This is a genomic window from Alcaligenes nematophilus (genome assembly GCF_026344155.1).
Taxonomy (GTDB): Bacteria; Pseudomonadota; Gammaproteobacteria; order Burkholderiales; family Burkholderiaceae_B; genus Alcaligenes; species Alcaligenes phenolicus.
This window is the reverse complement of sequence record NZ_JAPKMZ010000004.1, coordinates 73,877-92,600: the sequence shown is the minus strand read 5'-3', so window position 1 is coordinate 92,600 and position 18,724 is coordinate 73,877. Positions and strand designations below refer to the sequence as shown.

Annotated in this window: 14 protein-coding genes and 1 pseudogene; 13 read left to right on the top strand and 2 right to left on the bottom strand. The window is 55.8% G+C overall.

Annotation, left to right across the window (positions count from 1 at the left end; all coding sequences use genetic code 11):
• The first annotated feature begins 46 nt into the window (after positions 1–46).
• The 8 genes from OSH04_RS11625 to sufT are packed head-to-tail and all read left to right on the top strand — an operon-like array spanning position 47 to position 8,198.
• Positions 47–1,828 (top strand): ABCB family ABC transporter ATP-binding protein/permease, encoded by a 1,782-nt coding sequence (locus OSH04_RS11625; protein ID WP_052159216.1) that lies wholly within the window; start codon positions 47–49, stop codon positions 1,826–1,828.
• A gap of 60 nt (positions 1,829–1,888) precedes the next feature.
• Positions 1,889–2,383: an SUF system Fe-S cluster assembly regulator gene (locus OSH04_RS11620; protein WP_003800349.1), complete on the top strand. Its 495-nt coding sequence runs from the start codon at positions 1,889–1,891 to the stop codon at positions 2,381–2,383.
• Positions 2,380–3,828: a Fe-S cluster assembly protein SufB gene (gene sufB / locus OSH04_RS11615; RefSeq protein ID WP_009454374.1), complete on the top strand. Its 1,449-nt coding sequence runs from the start codon at positions 2,380–2,382 to the stop codon at positions 3,826–3,828. The genes OSH04_RS11620 and sufB overlap by 4 nt, the downstream gene beginning before the upstream one ends.
• Positions 3,829–3,841: 13 nt before the next feature.
• The gene (sufC, locus tag OSH04_RS11610) at positions 3,842–4,621 is read left to right on the top strand and encodes a Fe-S cluster assembly ATPase SufC (RefSeq protein WP_009454372.1); all 780 of its coding nucleotides are present in this window, start codon (positions 3,842–3,844) and stop codon (positions 4,619–4,621) included.
• Positions 4,618–5,925, top strand: a complete 1,308-nt coding sequence (gene sufD / locus OSH04_RS11605; protein ID WP_009454370.1) for a Fe-S cluster assembly protein SufD — start codon at positions 4,618–4,620, stop codon at positions 5,923–5,925. Before sufC ends, sufD begins: the two co-directional genes overlap by 4 nt.
• Positions 5,922–7,169, top strand: a complete 1,248-nt coding sequence (locus OSH04_RS11600) for a cysteine desulfurase (RefSeq protein WP_035267652.1) — start codon at positions 5,922–5,924, stop codon at positions 7,167–7,169. The genes sufD and OSH04_RS11600 overlap by 4 nt, the downstream gene beginning before the upstream one ends.
• On the top strand, positions 7,170–7,622 hold the full coding sequence (gene sufU, locus OSH04_RS11595) for a Fe-S cluster assembly sulfur transfer protein SufU (RefSeq protein ID WP_009454366.1): 453 nt from the start codon (positions 7,170–7,172) through the stop codon (positions 7,620–7,622).
• Between the two features lie 15 nt (positions 7,623–7,637).
• Positions 7,638–8,198, top strand: a complete 561-nt coding sequence (gene sufT / locus OSH04_RS11590) for a putative Fe-S cluster assembly protein SufT (RefSeq protein ID WP_060185785.1) — start codon at positions 7,638–7,640, stop codon at positions 8,196–8,198.
• A 665-nt stretch (positions 8,199–8,863) separates the two neighbouring features.
• On the opposite strand, the gene OSH04_RS11585 is transcribed toward sufT, so the two are convergent.
• A complete protein-coding gene (locus tag OSH04_RS11585; protein WP_035267648.1) occupies positions 8,864–9,355 on the bottom strand; it encodes a helix-turn-helix domain-containing protein in 492 nt (163 codons plus the stop codon).
• A 450-nt stretch (positions 9,356–9,805) separates the two neighbouring features.
• On the opposite strand from OSH04_RS11585, the gene OSH04_RS11580 reads away from it, so the two are divergent.
• On the top strand, positions 9,806–10,537 hold the full coding sequence (locus OSH04_RS11580) for a winged helix-turn-helix domain-containing protein (RefSeq protein WP_035267647.1): 732 nt from the start codon (positions 9,806–9,808) through the stop codon (positions 10,535–10,537).
• Positions 10,538–10,708: 171 nt separating this feature from the next.
• On the opposite strand, the gene OSH04_RS11575 is transcribed toward OSH04_RS11580, so the two are convergent.
• A complete protein-coding gene (locus OSH04_RS11575; RefSeq protein ID WP_080747924.1) occupies positions 10,709–11,140 on the bottom strand; it encodes a helix-turn-helix domain-containing protein in 432 nt (143 codons plus the stop codon).
• Positions 11,141–11,686: 546 nt separating this feature from the next.
• Here OSH04_RS11575 and OSH04_RS11570 point away from each other — a divergent pair.
• The 4 genes and pseudogenes from OSH04_RS11570 to OSH04_RS11555 all read left to right on the top strand — a co-directional run bounded on the left by OSH04_RS11570 (position 11,687) and on the right by OSH04_RS11555 (position 18,707).
• Positions 11,687–12,955, top strand: a complete 1,269-nt coding sequence (locus OSH04_RS11570; protein WP_060185783.1) for a TolC family protein — start codon at positions 11,687–11,689, stop codon at positions 12,953–12,955.
• 55 nt (positions 12,956–13,010) lie between these two features.
• Positions 13,011–13,235, top strand: a pseudogene (locus tag OSH04_RS19750) (BapA prefix-like domain-containing protein); the annotation flags it as partial.
• A 256-nt stretch (positions 13,236–13,491) separates the two neighbouring features.
• The gene (locus tag OSH04_RS11560) at positions 13,492–17,013 is read left to right on the top strand and encodes a hypothetical protein (protein WP_266108513.1); all 3,522 of its coding nucleotides are present in this window, start codon (positions 13,492–13,494) and stop codon (positions 17,011–17,013) included.
• Positions 16,965–18,707 (top strand): Ig-like domain-containing protein, encoded by a 1,743-nt coding sequence (locus tag OSH04_RS11555; protein WP_338150065.1) that lies wholly within the window; start codon positions 16,965–16,967, stop codon positions 18,705–18,707. Before OSH04_RS11560 ends, OSH04_RS11555 begins: the two co-directional genes overlap by 49 nt.
• Positions 18,708–18,724 lie beyond the last annotated feature (17 nt).

Below are 18,724 nucleotides of genomic sequence, written 5' to 3'. Positions count from 1 at the left end.
AAGCTGTCCGCGGTTTTTCGGCTTTGTGCTGTTGAACACGGACCTATTGCGTGTGCCTCCTCGTCCTGAAGTGCTTGATGGTGTCTCTGGTGGTCTGAGCACCCTGAAATCCTTATTTCCTTACGTTTGGCGATTCAAGACTCGCGTGGTCTTGGCTTTGTCCTGTTTGCTGCTGGCAAAAGTCGCCACCGTGATGATGCCGATCTACCTGAAGCAGGTAATCGATGCGTTGAGCCTGCCCGCTACGGCTTTGATGCTGCCGGTGGCCGCCTTGTTGGGATATGGCGCCGTACGTTTGGCCTCCAGCGCTTTTGGTGAAATACGGGATGCCCTGTTTGCGCGAGTCACGCAAGGGTCGGTGCGGCTGATTGCGAACCACGTCTTTCGGCACCTGCTGGATCTGTCCTTGCGCTTTCATACCGAACGCCAGACAGGTGGCTTGAGCCGGGATATTGAACGGGGCACCAAAGGCGTTAGCTTTCTGCTGAATTTCCTGGTCTTCAATATTTTGCCAACCTTGCTGGAAATAGCTCTGGTCTGTGGCATCTTGCTCTGGCGATACGACTGGGCCTTCGCGGCGGTGACCTTGGGGACGATTGCGGCCTATATTGTGTTCACCTTGCTGGTGACTGAGCGGCGCATGCGTTATCGGCGAGCCATGAACGACTTGGACAGTCGTGCCAACTCTCGCGCGATTGATGCCTTGCTCAATTACGAGACAGTCAAATACTTCGGTAACGAGGATTACGAGATCAATCGCTACGATCAGAATATGGGCCAGTGGGTCCAGGCTGCCGTGCGTAATCAGGTATCGCTGAACCTGCTCAATATTGGTCAGGCCTCGATTATCAGTGTTGGGGTGACGGCCTTGCTGTTCATGTCGGCGCAAGGTGTGCTGGCCGGAACCATGACGGTGGGTGACGTTGTGCTGGTGTCTGCCTTCCTGACTCAGCTTTATGCGCCTTTGAACTTTCTGGGTTTTGTTTACCGCGAAATCAAGAATTCACTGGCTGATATGGAGCGCCTGTTCTCCTTGCTGCGTCGCAAGCAAGAGGTGAAAGATGCACCGGATGCCCAGGTCTTGTCCTGTGAGCAGGCGGGTGTGCGTTTCGAGAACGTCAGCTTTGCCTATGACAGCCGTCGCAAAGTCATTCAAAACCTGAGTTTCGAGATCCCCGCCGGCAAGACGGTAGCGGTGGTGGGTTCTTCGGGCGCAGGTAAATCCACCTTGTCGCGTCTTTTGTTTCGTTTCTACGATGTGACGGAAGGCCGCATCCTATTCAATGAGCGCGAGCTGCGCGAATGGACGCAAGAGAGCTTGCGCCGTCATATCGGTATCGTTCCCCAGGATACGGTCCTGTTCAACGATACGATTTTGCACAATATTGCGTATGGCCGTCCTGAGGCCAGTAAAGAGCAGATCGTGGCAGCAGCACGGGCCGCCAGTATCCACGACTTCATCGAAAGCCTGCCCGATGGTTACGAGACCATCGTGGGTGAACGCGGCTTGAAGTTGTCCGGGGGCGAAAAGCAGCGCGTGGCTATTGCCCGTACCTTGCTGAAGAACCCGCCGGTGCTGATTCTGGACGAAGCTACCAGTGCGCTGGACACACGTACGGAACGGGCGATTCAGGCGGAGTTGAACGAGATTGCCCGCGACCGCACCACCTTGATCATTGCTCACCGTCTATCCACGATTACGGACGCGGATTTGATTCTGGTTCTGGAGCGCGGACAGATCGTGGAGCAGGGCACGCACAGCGAGCTTTTAGCCCTGGATGGCGCCTATGCCCGGATGTGGAATATCCAGCAAAGTCTGGAGGGATAATTTGACCATATAGTACCAAAGCGGTACTATATGGCTCTACGACCTGTTCAGAGAGAAGGAATGCTGCGAATCAGTAAAATCATTGATTACGGCACTTTGGTGCTGACACACATGGCTGGCGATCCAGACCGTGTGTTCAGTGCGTCTGACTTGGCCGCCATCCTGGGTTTGGGCCAACCGACTGTCAGCAAGGTGCTTAAACTGCTGGGCCAGCACGAGCTGGTCATCAGCAGCCGAGGCGCACGCGGAGGGTATGTGTTGGGCCGCCCCGCCAAACAGATAAGTGTAGCGCAGATTATTGATGCACTGGAAGATCAGCCCTTTGGCTTGACTGAATGTGTAGCTACTCCTGGAGCCTGTTCCGTGGAGTCAGATTGCCATATACGCAGTAATTGGCAGCGTATCAACGATATTGTCCGACGCACCTTGGAAGAGGTCAGTGTTGCAGACATGATACGCGTGCCCGTTAACGAATTTCCCCTGACACACAAGCCGGGTCCCGAATTGAAAAACAGAAACAAGGCGAACACCTCCAACGTGGAGTTAACCGAATGAGTACCGTCAACGAACATCTGGACACCTTCCTCGATCGTGATTACGAGGCAGGCTTTGTCACCGACATCGAGTCTGAAACCATACCGAAAGGTCTGAACGAAGACGTCATCCGTTTCCTGTCCGCGAAAAAACGCGAACCGGAGTTCATGCTGGAATGGCGCCTGGCTGCTTACCGCCAGTGGCTGACCATGAAGTATCCCAAGTGGTCGATTGTGGAATATCCACCTATCGACTTCCAGGACATCAGCTACTACTCCGCGCCCAAGAGCAAGGCCGACGGCCCCAAGAGCCTGGACGAGGTGGATCCTGAATTGCTGCGCACCTATGAAAAACTGGGTGTGCCTTTGCACGAGCGCGCGCGTCTGGCCGGTGTGGCGGTTGACGCCGTGTTTGACTCGGTCTCGGTGGCCACCACCTTCCGCAAAGAGCTGGAAGAAGTGGGCGTGATCTTCTGTTCCTTTTCCGAGGCCGTGCGTGAATATCCGGAACTGGTGAAAAAGTATCTGGGTACGGTTGTCCCTCCTAGCGACAACTTCTACGCCGCCCTGAACTCGGCCGTATTCTCCGATGGCTCCTTTGTGTTCATCCCCAAAGGCGTACGCTGTCCGATGGAGCTGTCCACCTACTTCCGCATCAATGCCCGCGACACTGGTCAGTTCGAGCGCACCTTGATTATTGCGGAAGAGGGCGCTTCGGTCAGCTATCTGGAAGGCTGTACGGCGCCAATGCGCGATGAAAACCAGTTGCACGCAGCGGTCGTGGAACTGGTCGCCTTGGACGACGCCAAGATCAAGTACTCCACCGTGCAAAACTGGTACCCCGGCGATAAAGACGGCGTAGGCGGTATTTACAACTTCGTCACCAAGCGTGGCGAATGCCGTGGCGCACGTTCGCACATCTCCTGGACGCAGGTTGAAACCGGCTCGGCCATCACCTGGAAATACCCCAGCGTGGTGCTGCGCGGCGATGATTCCCAAGGCGAGTTCTACTCGGTCGCCCTGAGCAACCACCGCCAGCAAGCCGATACCGGCACCAAAATGATTCATATGGGTCGCAATACCCGCAGCACGATTATCTCCAAGGGGATTTCGGCGGGCCAAGGTATCAATACCTATCGCGGCCTGGTTCGTATTACCCCCAAGGCAGAAAACGCCCGCAATTACACCCAGTGTGATTCGCTGCTGATCGGCAAGCGCTGTGCTGCACACACCTTCCCAACCATGGAAGTGCAGAACCCCAGCGCCAGTGTGGAACATGAAGCAACCGCTTCGCGCATTGGCGAGGACCAGCTCTTTTACGCCATGCAGCGCGGCCTGACTGCCGAAGATGCCGTCTCCATGATCGTGAACGGCTTTTGTAAAGAAGTGATTAAAGAATTGCCCATGGAGTTTGCGGTCGAAGCACAGAATTTGCTCGGCGTCAGCTTGGAAGGCAGTGTAGGTTAAGGAGAATAATGAAATGCTGACGATTAAAGATTTGCGCGCTTCGGTTGAAGATAAACCTATCCTTAAAGGTCTGAACCTGGAAATCAAACCCGGTGAAGTCCACGCCATCATGGGCCCGAACGGCTCGGGCAAGAGCACCTTGTCCCAGGTTCTGGCCGGTCGTGAAGACTACACCGTGGAAGGCGGTTCGGTTGACTGGCTGGGTCAAGATCTGCTGGAAATGAAGATTGAAGACCGCGCCCGTTCCGGTCTGTTCCTGGCATTCCAGTACCCCATCGAAATTCCCGGTGTGTCCAACGCCTACTTCCTGCGTGCTTCCGTGAACGCCGTGCGCCGTCATCAGGGCTTGCCTGAGCTGGACGCCATGGACTTCCTCAAGCGTGTCAAAGAGGAAATGAAGACGGTTGGCATGCGCGAAGAGTTTCTGTACCGCTCCGTGAACGAAGGTTTTTCCGGCGGCGAAAAGAAACGCAACGAAGTTCTGCAAATGAGCCTGCTGGAACCCAAGCTGGCCATCCTAGACGAAACCGACTCCGGTCTGGATATTGACGCTTTGCGTGTGGTGGCTGACGGCGTGAACCGCCTGCGTTCCCCCGAGCGTTCCTTGCTGGTGATTACTCACTACCAACGTCTGCTGGACTACATCGTGCCTGACTTTGTGCATGTATTGGCCGGCGGCAAGATCATTCGTTCCGGTGGCCGTGAATTGGCTCTGGAACTGGAAGAGCGTGGCTACGGTTGGGTGCTGGAACAAGCAGCCGCCGAACAAAAAGCCAAGGGAGCTGCGGTATGAGTCTGCCGGATTGGGTCAACAGCTTTGCCGCTCAGGCTGCACAAGCACCTGGAGCCGGCCTGCCATGGCTAAGCGCCGTGCGTCAGCGCGCGCTGGATCGTTTCGCACAAGAAGGCTGGCCAACCACGCGTATTGAAGCCTGGCATCACACCTCCTTGGCTTTGCTGGAACAGCAAAGCTTTGCTCCTCAGAAATCGGCTTCGGCCGCGGAATTGGTGGCGTCAGTGCGCCAGCAAGAAGACGGCTATTTCCTGGTCTTTGTGGACGGTCACTACGATGCGGCTTTGTCGCACCTGAATGAGTTGCCAGCAGGCGTGCGTTTGGCCTCGCTCAGTACCTGTCTGGAGCAAGATGCAGACTGGCTGCAGCAGGCTTACGGGGATGAGTCCCTGGGTGCTTCGACGGCTGCCTTGAACCTGGCTTTGGCCCAGGATGGTGCTGCCTTGCATATTGCCGCTGGCAAGCATCTGGAACAGCCTGTTCATCTGGTTTTTGTACGCACTCAAGGTGGCAGTGCCAGCTTCACGCGCAACCTGATTTCTTTGGAATCCGGTGCTAGTGCAACGGTGGTTGAGCACTACGTGGGTCAGGAAGGAACGGATGCTTCCTTGAGCAGCGCCGTGACTCGCCTGAACGTGGCCCCTGATGCCAACCTGACACACATGAAGCTGCAGCAAGAAGCCTTGCAAGACTTCCACCTGGCCGCAATCGATGTGCAGCAAGGTCGTGGTTCGGTATTCAATTCGCACTCTCTGTCTTTCGGTGCTCGTATAGCCCGTAACGATATTGCTACTGTTTTCAACGGCGAGCGCTGCGAAACCTTGTTCAATGGTTTGTATTTTGTGGACGGCCGCCGTCACGTGGACCACAACACCATCATTGATCACGCTCAGCCTAACTGCCAAAGCCGTGAGTTCTACCGTGGCATTTTGGCCGACACCGCCCGCGGTGTGTTCAGTGGTCGCGTCTTGGTAGGCAAGGGCGCGGATGGTACGGATTCGGTACAGCGTTCGGACAGCTTGCTCTTGTCCAAGATGGCACGTGCAGACTCCCGCCCCGAGTTGGAAATCTACGCCGACGACGTCAAGTGTGCACACGGTGCCACTGTGGGTCAGCTGGATGCAGATAGCCTGTTCTACCTGCGCTCGCGTGGCATGACCATGGAAGATGCACGCAATATGCTGATTTACGCATTTGCCGCTCAGTCTCTGGAGCGCATTGCGTCCGAGAGCCTGCGTAGCCGTGCCACAGTCGGTATTAATGCTTTGTTACCTGGCGGTCTTGCCCTTGGAGATCTTGCATGAATGCGCCTATGCCCGTAACTGCTGCTGGTTTGCTGAATCACCGCGAGGATTTTCCTATCCTGGCTCGCCCCATCCGGGGCCAACGCCTGTCCTATCTGGACAATGGCGCGACGACGCAAAAGCCGCGCTCGGTCATTGAAGCCGAGGCGCGATTCTATGAGCAGTCCAATGCTAACATCCACCGTGGTGTGCATTGGCTGTCTCAGCATGCTACTGAGCTGTACGATCAGGCCAGAAGTACAGTGCGGGCATTTCTGAATGCCGCGCGCGACGAAGAAATTGTGTTTACGCGTGGCACCACAGAATCCATCAACCTGGTGGCCTATAGCTGGGGCATGGACAACCTGAAAGCAGGCGACGAGATTCTGCTGACCGGCCTGGAGCATCACTCCAATATCGTGCCTTGGCAATTGGTTGCCCAGCGTACCGGTGCCATCATTCGCGTGGTGCCTGTGCTGGACAACGGCGAGCTGGATCAGGAAGCCTTCAAGCAACTGCTCAACGAGAAAACCCGCCTGCTGGCGGTGGGCCATGTGTCCAATGCCTTGGGCACGATCAACCCCATCGCTGAAATGACCCGTCAGGCGCATGCCGTCGGTGCCAAGGTGCTGGTGGATGGAGCTCAGTCCGTTCCCCACGGTGTGGTGGACGTACAGGCTCTGGATGCTGATTTCTACACTTTCTCAGCACACAAGCTGTACGGCCCCACCGGTATGGGTGCTCTGTACGTGCGGTATGAGATTCTGGACAGCATGTCGCCCTGGATGGGCGGCGGTGACATGATCACCACCGTCAGTTTCGAGCAAAGTAATTACGCCCCTGTGCCACAGCGCTTTGAGGCAGGTACGCCCAATATCGCTGGTGCCATTACCATGGCTGCCGCTATCGATTATTTGATGGGTATAGGCATGCAGCGTATTGCCGACCATGAAGCGCTGTTGCTGGACTACGCCACCGAAGCCTTGCTGGCCATGCCTGGCATTCGCATTATTGGTACGGCCGCACATAAGGCAGGCATTGTGTCCTTCCTGGTCGACGGTATTCACCCGCACGATCTGGGCACCATTCTGGACATGGACGGCGTTGCTGTGCGTGCCGGTCACCACTGTGCCATGCCCTTGATGACGCGCTTTGGCATTCCAGGTACGGCTCGTGCCTCCTTTGCCTTGTACAACGATTACGCTGATATTGATGCTTTGCTGGGCAGCCTGCGCAAAGCTCAAAAACTATTTGGAGTTGGCTAAATGAGCCAAGATTTCAACGGGCTGCGCGAGCTCTACCAAGAGGTCATTTTTGACCATAACCGTAGCCCGCGTAACTTTGAAGTAATAGAAAACGCCAGCCATTTTGCCAATGGCCATAACCCCCTGTGTGGGGATCAACTGGCTGTGTACGCCGTGGTTGAAGACGGCATTGTGCAGAAAGTCAGCTTTGTGGGGCATGGCTGCGCTATTTCCAAGGCTTCGGCATCCTTGATGACCGAAGCCGTAAAAGGCCTGAGTCTGGCCGAGTTTGAGTCTCTATTTCAAGATATGCACGCCATGTTGACAGAGGCCCATCCCGATCGAGATCTGGGCAAGCTGGAAGTGTTATCTGGTGTGCGTGAATTCCCCGCACGGGTTAAATGTGCCACTCTGGCCTGGCATACCCTGCATAACGCCATCAATCAGGCCAAAGAAACCGCGCAAACCGAATAAAGGCGCAAACAAGCCATGAGCTACTTTGAACGACATGATGTGCTGGTCAGCCGGGATTGTCCGGCTGTCAGTATCCCTTACGGTGCTCCCGTTACGATCGAGGCGGGTTGTACAGCAACGATTACCCAGAAGCTGGGTGGCAGCTATACCGTGATGGTAGAGGGCAACCTGTACCGGATTGAAGGTGTCGATGCCGATGCGCTGGGTTTTGAGTCCCAGGACAAGCCCGAGGTTTTTGTACCCGAGCTGCCCCTGAGCGAAAAAACCATTGAAGACGCCGCCTGGATTGTGCTGGCTAGCGTTTATGATCCGGAGATTCCGGTCGATATCGTTAATCTGGGCTTGGTGTACGCTTGTCATGTGAGCCAGACTGGTCCGGAAGCGTTCTCCATCACCATGGAAATGACGCTGACGGCTCCTGGTTGCGGTATGGGCACCATGATTGCCGATGAGGCCCGCTACAAGCTGGAGACTATCCAGGGCGTAGAGAAGGCCGTAGTGGATCTGGTTTGGGATCCACCGTGGAGCCGGGAACGTATGAGTGAATCAGCCCGCTTGCAACTAGGGATGCTGTAATAGAAAAAGCCTGCAGAACATGCAGGCTTTTTTGTGCCTGAAGAGCGGGGCGCAGCTTGAAAGGCGGGCTCAGGGCAGACGGCAGTTTGTTTGTGATGTTGTTGGCTGCTGAATAGGCCCCCCCCGGTTAAGGGGGCCTATACGCTGCGGCTAAGTATGTTTGGAGAGAGGCCCTGGCAAGCTTAAAACGCTCAAAAAAATGGCTCGATATCTACCCGATAGCTATAAATAAAAATAATAGCGAAAGCGTTTAAGAGGCGGTTTCCGTTAAGCCTTGTTTGTTCTTTTTTTATGGGCCAAAACCTGCATTGAATAAGCTGTCTTATGTCTTTATCAAGCCAGAGATTACAACTTTTCCTAGGGTTTTGCCTATCTCCAGCCATAGAGTTTTGTATGAATTTCGCTGAGGTTCTTATCTTCAGGCCTGATTTCTTGATTCATACTTGAATGGTTCAAACTTATATGGCCAAGGGTTTAGGCAAAGCAGGGGAGAATAATGTTAGTTACAAATAGAACATAAAGATCTTTTTTGAAACAGTGCTGTTGCTGGTCGAGCAGATTAAACGCTCGCCAGCACAGGGAAGCTTAAGGCGTGATTAATGGAAACAGAATAGCCCTAGCTTCATCCAATTTATGATCAGGTGCCTTGTTTTGTACGTATAGGTTTACTGAGGGGCAAGACGCTCAATCAAACTGTCCAGGCTGGCGTCATCCATTTGACGACCTTGATGCAGATAGAACTCGTATACCAGGCGAATCGCCTGAGCCTCGGCACGAGAGCGCAGGCTGAGCTTTTGCTGCACAAATAACTGCCTGATCTTCAGGATGATTTCTTCCAACGAGTCCATGTCAGCCATGCTTGGCTTTGATTGAGCAAGAACCCGTTTATCAAGCTTTTCTTCCCCGCAGGCTAACCATTGAATAGGCAGCTTGGAGGCCTTGGCCAGCTTGATCAAAGCAAGACGAGAGGGCTCGGTTTTGCCTGATTGCCAGCCTTGCAGAATCAATAGGGACACACCCACTTTTTCAGCCAGTTTTTGTGGTCCGCCGGCCTGTTCGATCGCCAGCTTGATTCGCTCCGGGAAGTGTTGGAAACCTTCCTCCACGGCATTTTGACCGGCTTGGCTTAATCGCTTTACTGAGTGTTTGAAATACATTGCCACCTCCAGGGATTGCATGTTCTTGTCGTTATTGGTTATTTGGTCAAGATTGTGCTTGATGGTGCTATATACTTGTCTTATTATTCAATTTGAACAGAAAACCAAGTTAACTACACAAGAATTTGCATAAAAAATGTAAATGATGTGGTTTTCTTACTTTTGTTTTAAGAACTTGACTGTTTATGCAAGATTTTGTGTTTATGCTGGATGGACGGCATCACAGGAAGGATGCCCATCGGGCCCTGGAAGGACCCAGGAGCAGAAAGACAGAGTGGCCTTGCTAACAGATCGGCTGTAGGCGCACCAGGTCTTGGGTGAGTAAGAAACACAATAAAGACGATAGTGAGCGCCAGGCAAAGCCGCTTGAACGCGTGCAGGCCTACAAGGCAATGATAGCCACGGTTTTGGGGAGAGGGAGGCTTGGTACTGTTGAGAACAGAGAGAATCGTGCTGTTGTTCGATAACGGCGATCTAATACAAAAGCTGATCGATGATTTGGCCCTGTGGGGTATACCGGTGCAAGTGCTTCAAGCACACAGCGCGGTGTCATTTACGCAGGACGAACAGGCCGAGGCGGGCGAGCTGATCATGATGCATTCCCCGAATGAGGATCTGTTGAGTGATGTAGGTCGCTTGCGAGCTCAGTCTGCGGCAATGGGTCTGGTGGTTTTGCGTTTTGAAGGAACACTAACCCCCGAACATGGCAGCTTGCTATTGCTGGCTGGTGCCGATATCTGTTTTGACGAACGAACTCACAGTATGGAAGTGCTGGCTAGTATTCAAGCTCTGCGCAGGAGGGAGCTGGCCTTGCGAGCTAAATATGCGGATGGAAAGGACAAAGCTTTCCCAGCTGCTCCTGCAGAAATCCGCTTGAATGGTGAAACTCGGGAGCCCTTGTTTGGCTGGGATTTGCTGGAGGACGGTTGGCGCTTGATGACGCCGCAGCGACATGCCATCACGCTGACAGGGGCGGAGCGACGAGTATTGCGTGTGTTGCTGGCCGAGAGTCCTGAACCCGTAGCCCGCGAAAAGCTGTTTAGTGACAAGGAAGGGGATCAACCACCTAGTCGCTACATAGATGTGGTAATTAGCCGTTTGAAACGTAAGGTCGCACAGCACGGCGAGCGTTTGCCGATTCGTTCTGTGTGGGGCGTGGGCTATGTGTTCTCAGCTCATTAGTCCACGCTTGGGTTTGTGATTCGTTAACTGGTCCTTATTGTTTTCAATAGGGCTGGGATTAATAACAGGTTGAGTTATCGCCAGGGAAAGGGGCTGCCTATGACTTTTGCATTTAAGCGAGGTCACATTAGATACAGCGCCCTTTCCTGATTTGACTATTGCGAGTGGCTTTTATCGAAACGAAGCCAGTTCAATCAGATTGTTCAAACTGGCTTCGTCCATTTGCTGCCCTTGGCGTAAGTAGAACTCATAGACCAGGCGGATGATACGTGCCTCGGCCTCCGGCTTCAGATTCACGCTTTGACCTTGGAATAATTGTTGAGTCTTGGCAATGATTTCTTCCAGGATATCCAGATCAACCAAGGTTGAAGAGGGTTCGGAAGGTGAGGGGTTACCTTCTCCCGAGGCCAGCCAACTGACAGACAGGTTGGTGGCTTGGGCCATTTTAACTAGGCTGGAACGGGATGGGTCGGAGTTCCCTGAGCGCCAGCTTCGCAGCACCGAAGTGGACATTCCCATTTTGTCCGCCAAGTTCTTGGCTCCGCCTGCACGGGCGATGGCTAGATTTATCCGGTCCGAGAAGTCTTTAAATTCATTTTCCATATGCTTGTGGTCTGGTCTGCCCAAAAGTTGTGGTGGTAAGGGGCCCCAACGGTTTTAATTTACAATCCTGCGTCTTTTTCTTCATGTTCTTGTCAATTATTTTCAATTGCGCCAAGTAATCGCTTGATAGCGACAAGATCTTGTCGTAATATTCTTCCTGAACAGAAACTAACCGGAAATACGCTTTTTTACACAAAAACGCTAATTTCATGCGATAGCTTATTCTTTTGTCACAAAATCGATTCTCTCGATAAGAACGTGTTGTGCTGCGTCTGCTTCTTTGTGTGAGGCGTGTCGGAGGTAGCGCGCAATCCAGGTAAATGACAGTTTTGCATTGCTTGCTTTTTGGATAGGCAGGTGGCTTTTTTGCGCCCTGCGTTCGGTGATTCTACCTCTTGAGAGTGCGTTTGTGTTGAATGTGCGGCTTTTTGTCCCTCCGTTGAGGATACAAAAAGTCACTTGCTTGGGTGCCTTATGACTAGAACAAAAACAGTGGGGATCGTGTTGGCTATGGCTGTTCTTGCCACATCGAGCAAGGCACAAACGATGCTTGAACGGCTTCAGGAAAATTCAGTTCTGGAACAAGCCGATCATGACGCACCCTTAAGTATTCAGTACGTTGTCGACCGCGTCCTTGCGCGTCACCCCGGGCGGGAAAGTGCCATGGGTTACGAAGCAAGCGCACGCGAGATGATTGATGTTGCCAAGGCTCATTACTACCCGCAAGTTAGCGGAGGTGTTTCAAGTAGCTATGAAAAGTACCGTTCCGGTCGCTATGACGAAAAGGCCCTGCAAAGCCTGGACTTGAACGTACAACAGCTACTTTACGACTTCGGCAAAACCGCCAATTCAGTCAAAAAAGCCGAGTTCGGGGAACTGAAAGCTCAAGCCAGAACGGATTTGGTTGTCGAGCAATTGGTTCGCGAAGCGTCCAACGCGGTACTGGAAGCGGTGCGTTATCAGGGTTTTCTGGATCTGGCCCAAGCGCACGTCCAGGAAGTAGAGCAGCTAACCCGCTTGGTCGAGCGGCGCCACGAGAAAGGTGCCAGCAACCTGTCCGACGTTTTACAAGCGCGCTCCCGCCTGGATTCGGTCCAGGCGCTGGTATTGAACGTCGATGCAGAATATCGCAAATGGTTGCAGGAAATTGCACTACTTGCACAACTTCCTGACGTTAGCGCCGTGTCCTTGGCGCAGTTCCCTCTCGAGCTCAATCAAAGCTGCACGATCTCCCGCATTAACTGGGCGCGTGTTCCAGAAGTGGTGATGGTGGATATGGCTGCCGAAGAAGCGGTGGCTGATGTCGATCTGGCCAGTTCTGAAGAATGGCCAACCCTCTCTTTGCAAGCCAATGCCTCCCGCGCTTTGAACGCGACCCCGCTCTATGGCAGTCGTGTCGAGACCGGCATACGCCTGAATTTCTCCATGCCCTTTTATCAAGGGGGAGGCTTGTCGGCGCGTAAACGCGCAGCCTCGGGCGCCTTGCGCGCTGCCAGCGCTGAAAAGTCTCAAGTCCGCCTGCAGGTGGAGCAGCGCCTGGCCGATCAAGTCAATCGTTATCAAGGGCTGGAGCGTCGCAAGGCGCTGCTGGCCAATCGTGTCGTGAACATTAGCGGCACGAAAGATTTGTACAGAAAACAGTATTTGGATTTAGGAACGCGTTCACTGGTCGACTTATTGAATGCCGAACAGGAATACCACCAGGCCCGTGTCGAGGTGTTGAACAGTGAGTTGGATTTGAAAGCTTCGCAGATTGAATGCGCTTACTCCCAGGGGTTGTTGAGCGCTGGATTCAATGTGCCTGCCTTGAATTAACCGTTGTGAAGAGGGGCCTTGTGGCCATTTTTATTATTAAAAGGTTGGGCTATTCATGAAAATGATCCTAGCAGAACGATCGGGAGCGGGAAAGCCAGTACTGGAGACGCAATTAGCGGATCAAGTGCTGGCCACCCCTCATCTCGTCAAATTGAACGCGAGTCCTGGCGATATTGTCAGTATTACCCGCCAAGGAAATAACCTTGTCCTGGTGATGGCCAATGGTCAACAGGTCACCTTGCAAGGTTTCTTCAACGAAAACCCAGACGGCGAACATAGCGAGCTGGTTCTGGAAGATTCAGCCTGCCAACTGTGGTGGCTCAACAGCAGCGGAGAGCTGGTAGAAATCTCCGCCCAGGATGCCGTATTTGCAAATACGGCTCCTGTTGTTTCCGAAACTGTGTGCGCTGCTGCCGCTGGCACTAGCACACCTCCACCGTGGGTCCTTGGCCTGCTGCTGGCTGGCTTGACAGGCGTTGCAATGGCATCCAGCCATTCCTCCGGCGGCTCGGGCGGTAAGGGGCCCGTAGATCCTGATGATGGCGACGGTGATGCAGACGCAGATGCCGATGCTGACGCTGATGCGGATGCCGACGCAGATGCCGACGCCGATGCTGACGCGGATGCTGATGCTGATGCTGATGCTGATGCTGATGCTGATGCTGACGCAGACGCAGACGCCGATGCCGATGCTGACGCAGACGCCGATGCCGACGCAGATGCTGATGCCGACGCTGACGCCGATGCGGATGCCGATGCCGACGCCGACGCCGACGCTGATGCAGATGCCGACGCTGACGCAGACGCCGATGCAGACGCGGATGCCGACGCTGACGCCGATGCGGATGCTGACGCCGACGCTGACGCTGATGCTGACGCCGATGCCGACGCTGACGCTGACGCTGATGCAGATGCAGATGCAGATGCTGACGCTGATGCTGACGCTGACGCCGACGCCGATGCTGACGCAGACGCAGACGCAGACGCTGATGCTGACGCAGACGCAGACGCTGACGCTGATGCTGACGCAGACGCCGATGCGGATGCTGACGCTGATGCTGACGCCGATGCCGATGCCGACGCTGATGCCGACGCCGACGCAGATGCTGATGCTGACGCAGACGCCGATGCTGACGCTGATGCAGATGCAGATGCCGACGCAGATGCTGATGCCGACGCTGACGCAGATGCTGACGCCGATGCCGACGCAGACGCCGATGCTGACGCGGATGCTGATGCTGATGCTGATGCTGACGCTGATGCCGATGCCGATGCCGATGCCGATGCTGACGCTGATGCTGATGCAGATGCCGATGCTGACGCGGATGCTGATGCTGACGCCGACGCGGATGCCGATGCTGATGCGGATGCCGACGCCGACGCTGATGCAGATGCCGACGCTGATGCCGACGCCGACGCCGATGCCGACGCTGACGCAGACGCCGATGCAGACGCTGACGCCGATGCAGATGCCGATGCTGATGCCGACGCTGACGCTGACGCAGACGCCGATGCTGACGCAGACGCTGACGCTGATGCAGATGCGGATGCTGATGCCGACGCCGACGCCGACGCCGACGCCGATGCGGATGCTGACGCGGATGCTGACGCCGATGCCGATGCCGACGCTGATGCCGACGCCGACGCTGATGCTGATGCTGACGCAGACGCAGACGCCGATGCTGACGCTGATGCAGATGCCGACGCCGACGCTGATGCAGATGCCGACGCTGACGCCGACGCTGATGCAGATGCCGACGCTGACGCAGACGCCGATGCAGACGCGGATGCCGACGCTGATGCGGATGCTGACGCCGACGCCGATGCCGATGCCGACGCAGACGCCGATGCAGATGCCGATGCTGATGCCGACGCAGACGCCGATGCAGATGCCGACGCTGATGCCGATGCTGACGCAGACGCCGATGCAGATGCCGATGCAGATGCCGACGCTGACGCTGATGCTGACGCCGATGCCGACGCTGACGCTGACGCTGATGCTGACGCCGATGCCGACGCTGACGCTGATGCAGATGCTGACGCTGACGCTGATGCAGATGCTGATGCTGACGCTGATGCAGATGCAGATGCTGACGCTGACGCTGATGCAGATGCTGATGCTGACGCTGATGCAGATGCAGATGCAGATGCTGATGCTGATGCAGACGCTGACGCTGATGCAGATGCTGACGCTGATGCAGATGCCGATGCTGACGCAGACGCCGATGCTGATGCCGACGCTGACGCCGATGCTGACGCAGACGCTGACGCAGACGCTGACGCCGATGCTGACGCTGATGCAGATGCCGACGCCGATGCGGATGCCGACGCTGACGCCGATGCGGATGCTGACGCCGATGCTGACGCGGATGCTGACGCGGATGCTGATGCTGACGCCGACGCGGATGCTGATGCGGATGCCGATGCTGACGCTGACGCTGATGCCGACGCTGACGCTGATGCTGATGCAGATGCCGATGCTGACGCGGATGCTGATGCTGACGCCGACGCCGACGCCGACGCGGATGCTGATGCTGATGCGGATGCCGACGCCGACGCTGATGCAGATGCCGATGCCGATGCCGATGCCGACGCTGACGCAGACGCCGATGCAGACGCGGATGCCGATGCAGACGCTGACGCCGATGCCGACGCGGATGCTGACGCCGACGCCGACGCCGACGCCGACGCAGATGCCGATGCTGACGCCGATGCCGATGCTGACGCGGATGCTGATGCAGACGCAGACGCTGATGCCGACGCCGACGCCGACGCCGACGCCGATGCTGACGCTGATGCAGATGCAGATGCCGATGCTGACGCTGACGCGGATGCTGATGCTGACGCCGACGCGGATGCCGATGCTGATGCGGATGCCGATGCCGACGCCGACGCGGATGCAGATGCCGATGCCGATGCTGACGCCGATGCCGACGCAGACGCCGATGCAGATGCCGATGCTGACGCTGACGCAGATGCTGACGCCGACGCTGACGCGGACGCTGACGCTGATGCAGATGCCGACGCGGATGCCGACGCCGACGCTGATGCCGATGCGGATGCCGATGCTGACGCGGATGCTGATGCTGATGCGGATGCAGACGCTGATGCAGATGCAGACGCTGACGCTGACGCCGATGCTGATGCCGACGCTGATGCGGATGCCGACGCTGACGCTGACGCCGATGCGGATGCTGACGCCGACGCCGATGCCGACGCAGACGCAGACGCCGATGCTGACGCGGATGCTGATGCTGATGCTGATGCCGACGCGGATGCTGATGCGGATGCCGATGCTGACGCAGACGCAGACGCTGATGCCGATGCCGATGCTGATGCGGATGCTGACGCTGATGCGGATGCCGACGCTGACGCTGATGCCGATGCGGATGCCGACGCTGACGCCGATGCCGACGCTGACGCGGATGCAGATGCAGATGCCGACGCTGATGCCGACGCTGATGCCGACGCCGACGCCGACGCCGATGCCGACGCGGATGCTGACGCAGACGCAGACGCGGATGCGGATGCCGACGCTGACGCTGACGCTGACGCTGACGCTGACGCTGACGCTGACGCTGACGCTGACGCTGACGCGGATGCAGATGCAGACGCTGATGCCGACGCTGACGCCGATGCTGACGCGGATGCAGATGCCGACGCGGATGCAGATGCAGACGCTGACGCAGACGCTGACGCAGACGCTGATGCGGATGCCGACGCTGACGCGGATGCCGATGCCGATGCCGATGCCGATGCTGATGCGGACGCCGATGCCGACGCTGACGCTGACGCGGATGCCGACGCAGACGCAGACGCTGATGCCGATGCTGACGCAGACGCTGATGCGGATGCGGACGCTGACGCTGACGCCGATGCTGATGCTGATGCGGACGCCGATGCCGACGTCTCCGACGACTACTTCACGGCTAAGCTGGATATCGAACCTACCGAACTGGACACTAAGGTTCAGTCCGACAGCCGTCTGTCGATTATCGACATTGGTGGTTTGTGGGATGCCTTCTTTGATGGTGCTCCGCGCTTCAGCTTCACAGTAGGAGAGGGTGAGACTGCTACCAGCGAAATCAGCGTTTCTTCGGGTTCTGCGATTAGTGTGCTTGATAACGTCAAGGTTCAGCTGCGTGTCAAGGATGAGAACGGCGACTGGAAGGTGCTTGAGGAGTCGGGATCCGGAGGCTTGATCGACATCATTGGTATCTTCGGTGGCAAGGCCAAGTTCACCATCAATGACTTGCCTCCAGGCGAGTACCAGGTGATCGCGGCTGTGCGTGGCCTGAGCGTGTTGAGCACCACCAAGGTGGAAGGCTCGACAACGTTCTACGACCACACTGAGGCTGGCTCTTACACGTCCACTCCGGTAAGCGGCAATGTGCTCGATAACGACGCTGCTGGCGAAGGCGCCAAAGTGACCCATATCAATGGGGAGCAAGTAGGTGCCAACGGTACAACGACGTTTGAAGGTGAATACGGCACGCTGACTATTGGTGCAGATGGCGAGTTTACTTACACGCCAAACAACACCGACGGCTCCGGTATTGGCCAGGTGGAAACCTTCGAGTACACGATCAAGGCCGCTGACGGTTCCATCAGCACCGCCAAGATCCACGTCCGTATCGACAGTGATGGCCAAGGCCTGATCTGGCCCGAAGATCCGTCCCAGCCAGCTGAAGTTGACTTGGTTGCCAACAGCAACACGGGCGAAGCTGTTATCGACAGTGACTACCGTGTGACCCAAGGTGGACCTAGCCAGAAAGCTCCTAGCCAAGATATTGGCGGAATTTTTGCTGGAGCGGTTACCAAGACCACATCGGTCAGCTTTACGGTTGATCCAAACAGCAAGGCTAACGTCAAGATCACGGCCTCTTCACCTGACGAGCTTCTCGTTACCGATAGCTTGAAGGTGACGGTGACCGGTCCTGGTGGATATTCCAAGACGTACACCGGGTCGGGCGGTCTGCTCAGCAACCTGAGTGTTCAGGAAATGCTGCAAGGGCTTGAGGCTGGAAACTACACCGTTACGGCAACGTATCAGCGTAGTGGTACAGGCACGGGCGGCAAGCTGGAGTTGGGTTACGAGACTCAGTCGGTCACGCATCTGGATGAATATGTCATCAAGAACATTCACGGCGCCAGCGGTAATGTTCTGGCTGACGATCATCTGGCCTCGACCTACACCAAGTTCCTGATCAAGGATGCCAACGGCAACTTTGTGGAAGTTATCAATGGAACCACGGTGGAAGGTCAGCATGGCACGCTGACGATCAACACCAACGGCAGCTACTCCTACCAGCCTAAACCTGGTCTGGAAGAGACTGGTAATGAGGATGTCTTCGAGTACCGTCTGGAGCATCCAAACGGCACTACGGCTGATGCCACCCTGACGGTGGGCGTTGAGCACGGTGACGGTCCTTATGTTCCTGAAGCGTCCGCCTTCAGCGCTGACTTTGACGAGGTGGGGGCAGATGAATCCGCCTTGTCCTTGGACAACGTTGAAGACCATACGCCAGAGACAACAGAAGAGCCTGCGGTTCTTGAAGAGAGCATTGAGCTTCAGGGTACCGAGGAAACGGACGTTGATCTGGGCGCATTGGAGGATGAACAGGAGCAGTCTGGCCAAGCCGCTGGCGAGCCAACCTCGTTTGAAGGCATCAGCGAAGAAGACGTGCTGGTACCGGAAGTCGAAGTTGACCCCGTCATTGACGAGCTGGATGAGCACAGCCTTGTAGGCTAATTCATCTCCGGGAGCAC

Bases quoted from the DNA above. Each gene is read 5' to 3' on its own strand.
- OSH04_RS11600 (WP_035267652.1), top strand. From the start codon at position 5,922: ATGAATGCGCCTATGCCCGTAACTGCTGCTGGTTTGCTGAATCACCGC.
- OSH04_RS11575 (WP_080747924.1), bottom strand. From the start codon at position 11,140: ATGGAAAATGAATTTAAAGACTTCTCGGACCGGATAAATCTAGCCATC.
- sufU (WP_009454366.1), top strand. From the start codon at position 7,170: ATGAGCCAAGATTTCAACGGGCTGCGCGAGCTCTACCAAGAGGTCATT.
- OSH04_RS11560 (WP_266108513.1), top strand. From the start codon at position 13,492: ATGATGGCGACGGTGATGCAGACGCAGATGCCGATGCTGACGCTGATG.
- sufC (WP_009454372.1), top strand. From the start codon at position 3,842: ATGCTGACGATTAAAGATTTGCGCGCTTCGGTTGAAGATAAACCTATC.
- OSH04_RS11620 (WP_003800349.1), top strand. From the start codon at position 1,889: ATGCTGCGAATCAGTAAAATCATTGATTACGGCACTTTGGTGCTGACA.
- sufT (WP_060185785.1), top strand. From the start codon at position 7,638: ATGAGCTACTTTGAACGACATGATGTGCTGGTCAGCCGGGATTGTCCG.
- sufB (WP_009454374.1), top strand. From the start codon at position 2,380: ATGAGTACCGTCAACGAACATCTGGACACCTTCCTCGATCGTGATTAC.
- sufD (WP_009454370.1), top strand. From the start codon at position 4,618: ATGAGTCTGCCGGATTGGGTCAACAGCTTTGCCGCTCAGGCTGCACAA.
- OSH04_RS11585 (WP_035267648.1), bottom strand. From the start codon at position 9,355: ATGTATTTCAAACACTCAGTAAAGCGATTAAGCCAAGCCGGTCAAAAT.
- OSH04_RS11570 (WP_060185783.1), top strand. From the start codon at position 11,687: ATGCTTGAACGGCTTCAGGAAAATTCAGTTCTGGAACAAGCCGATCAT.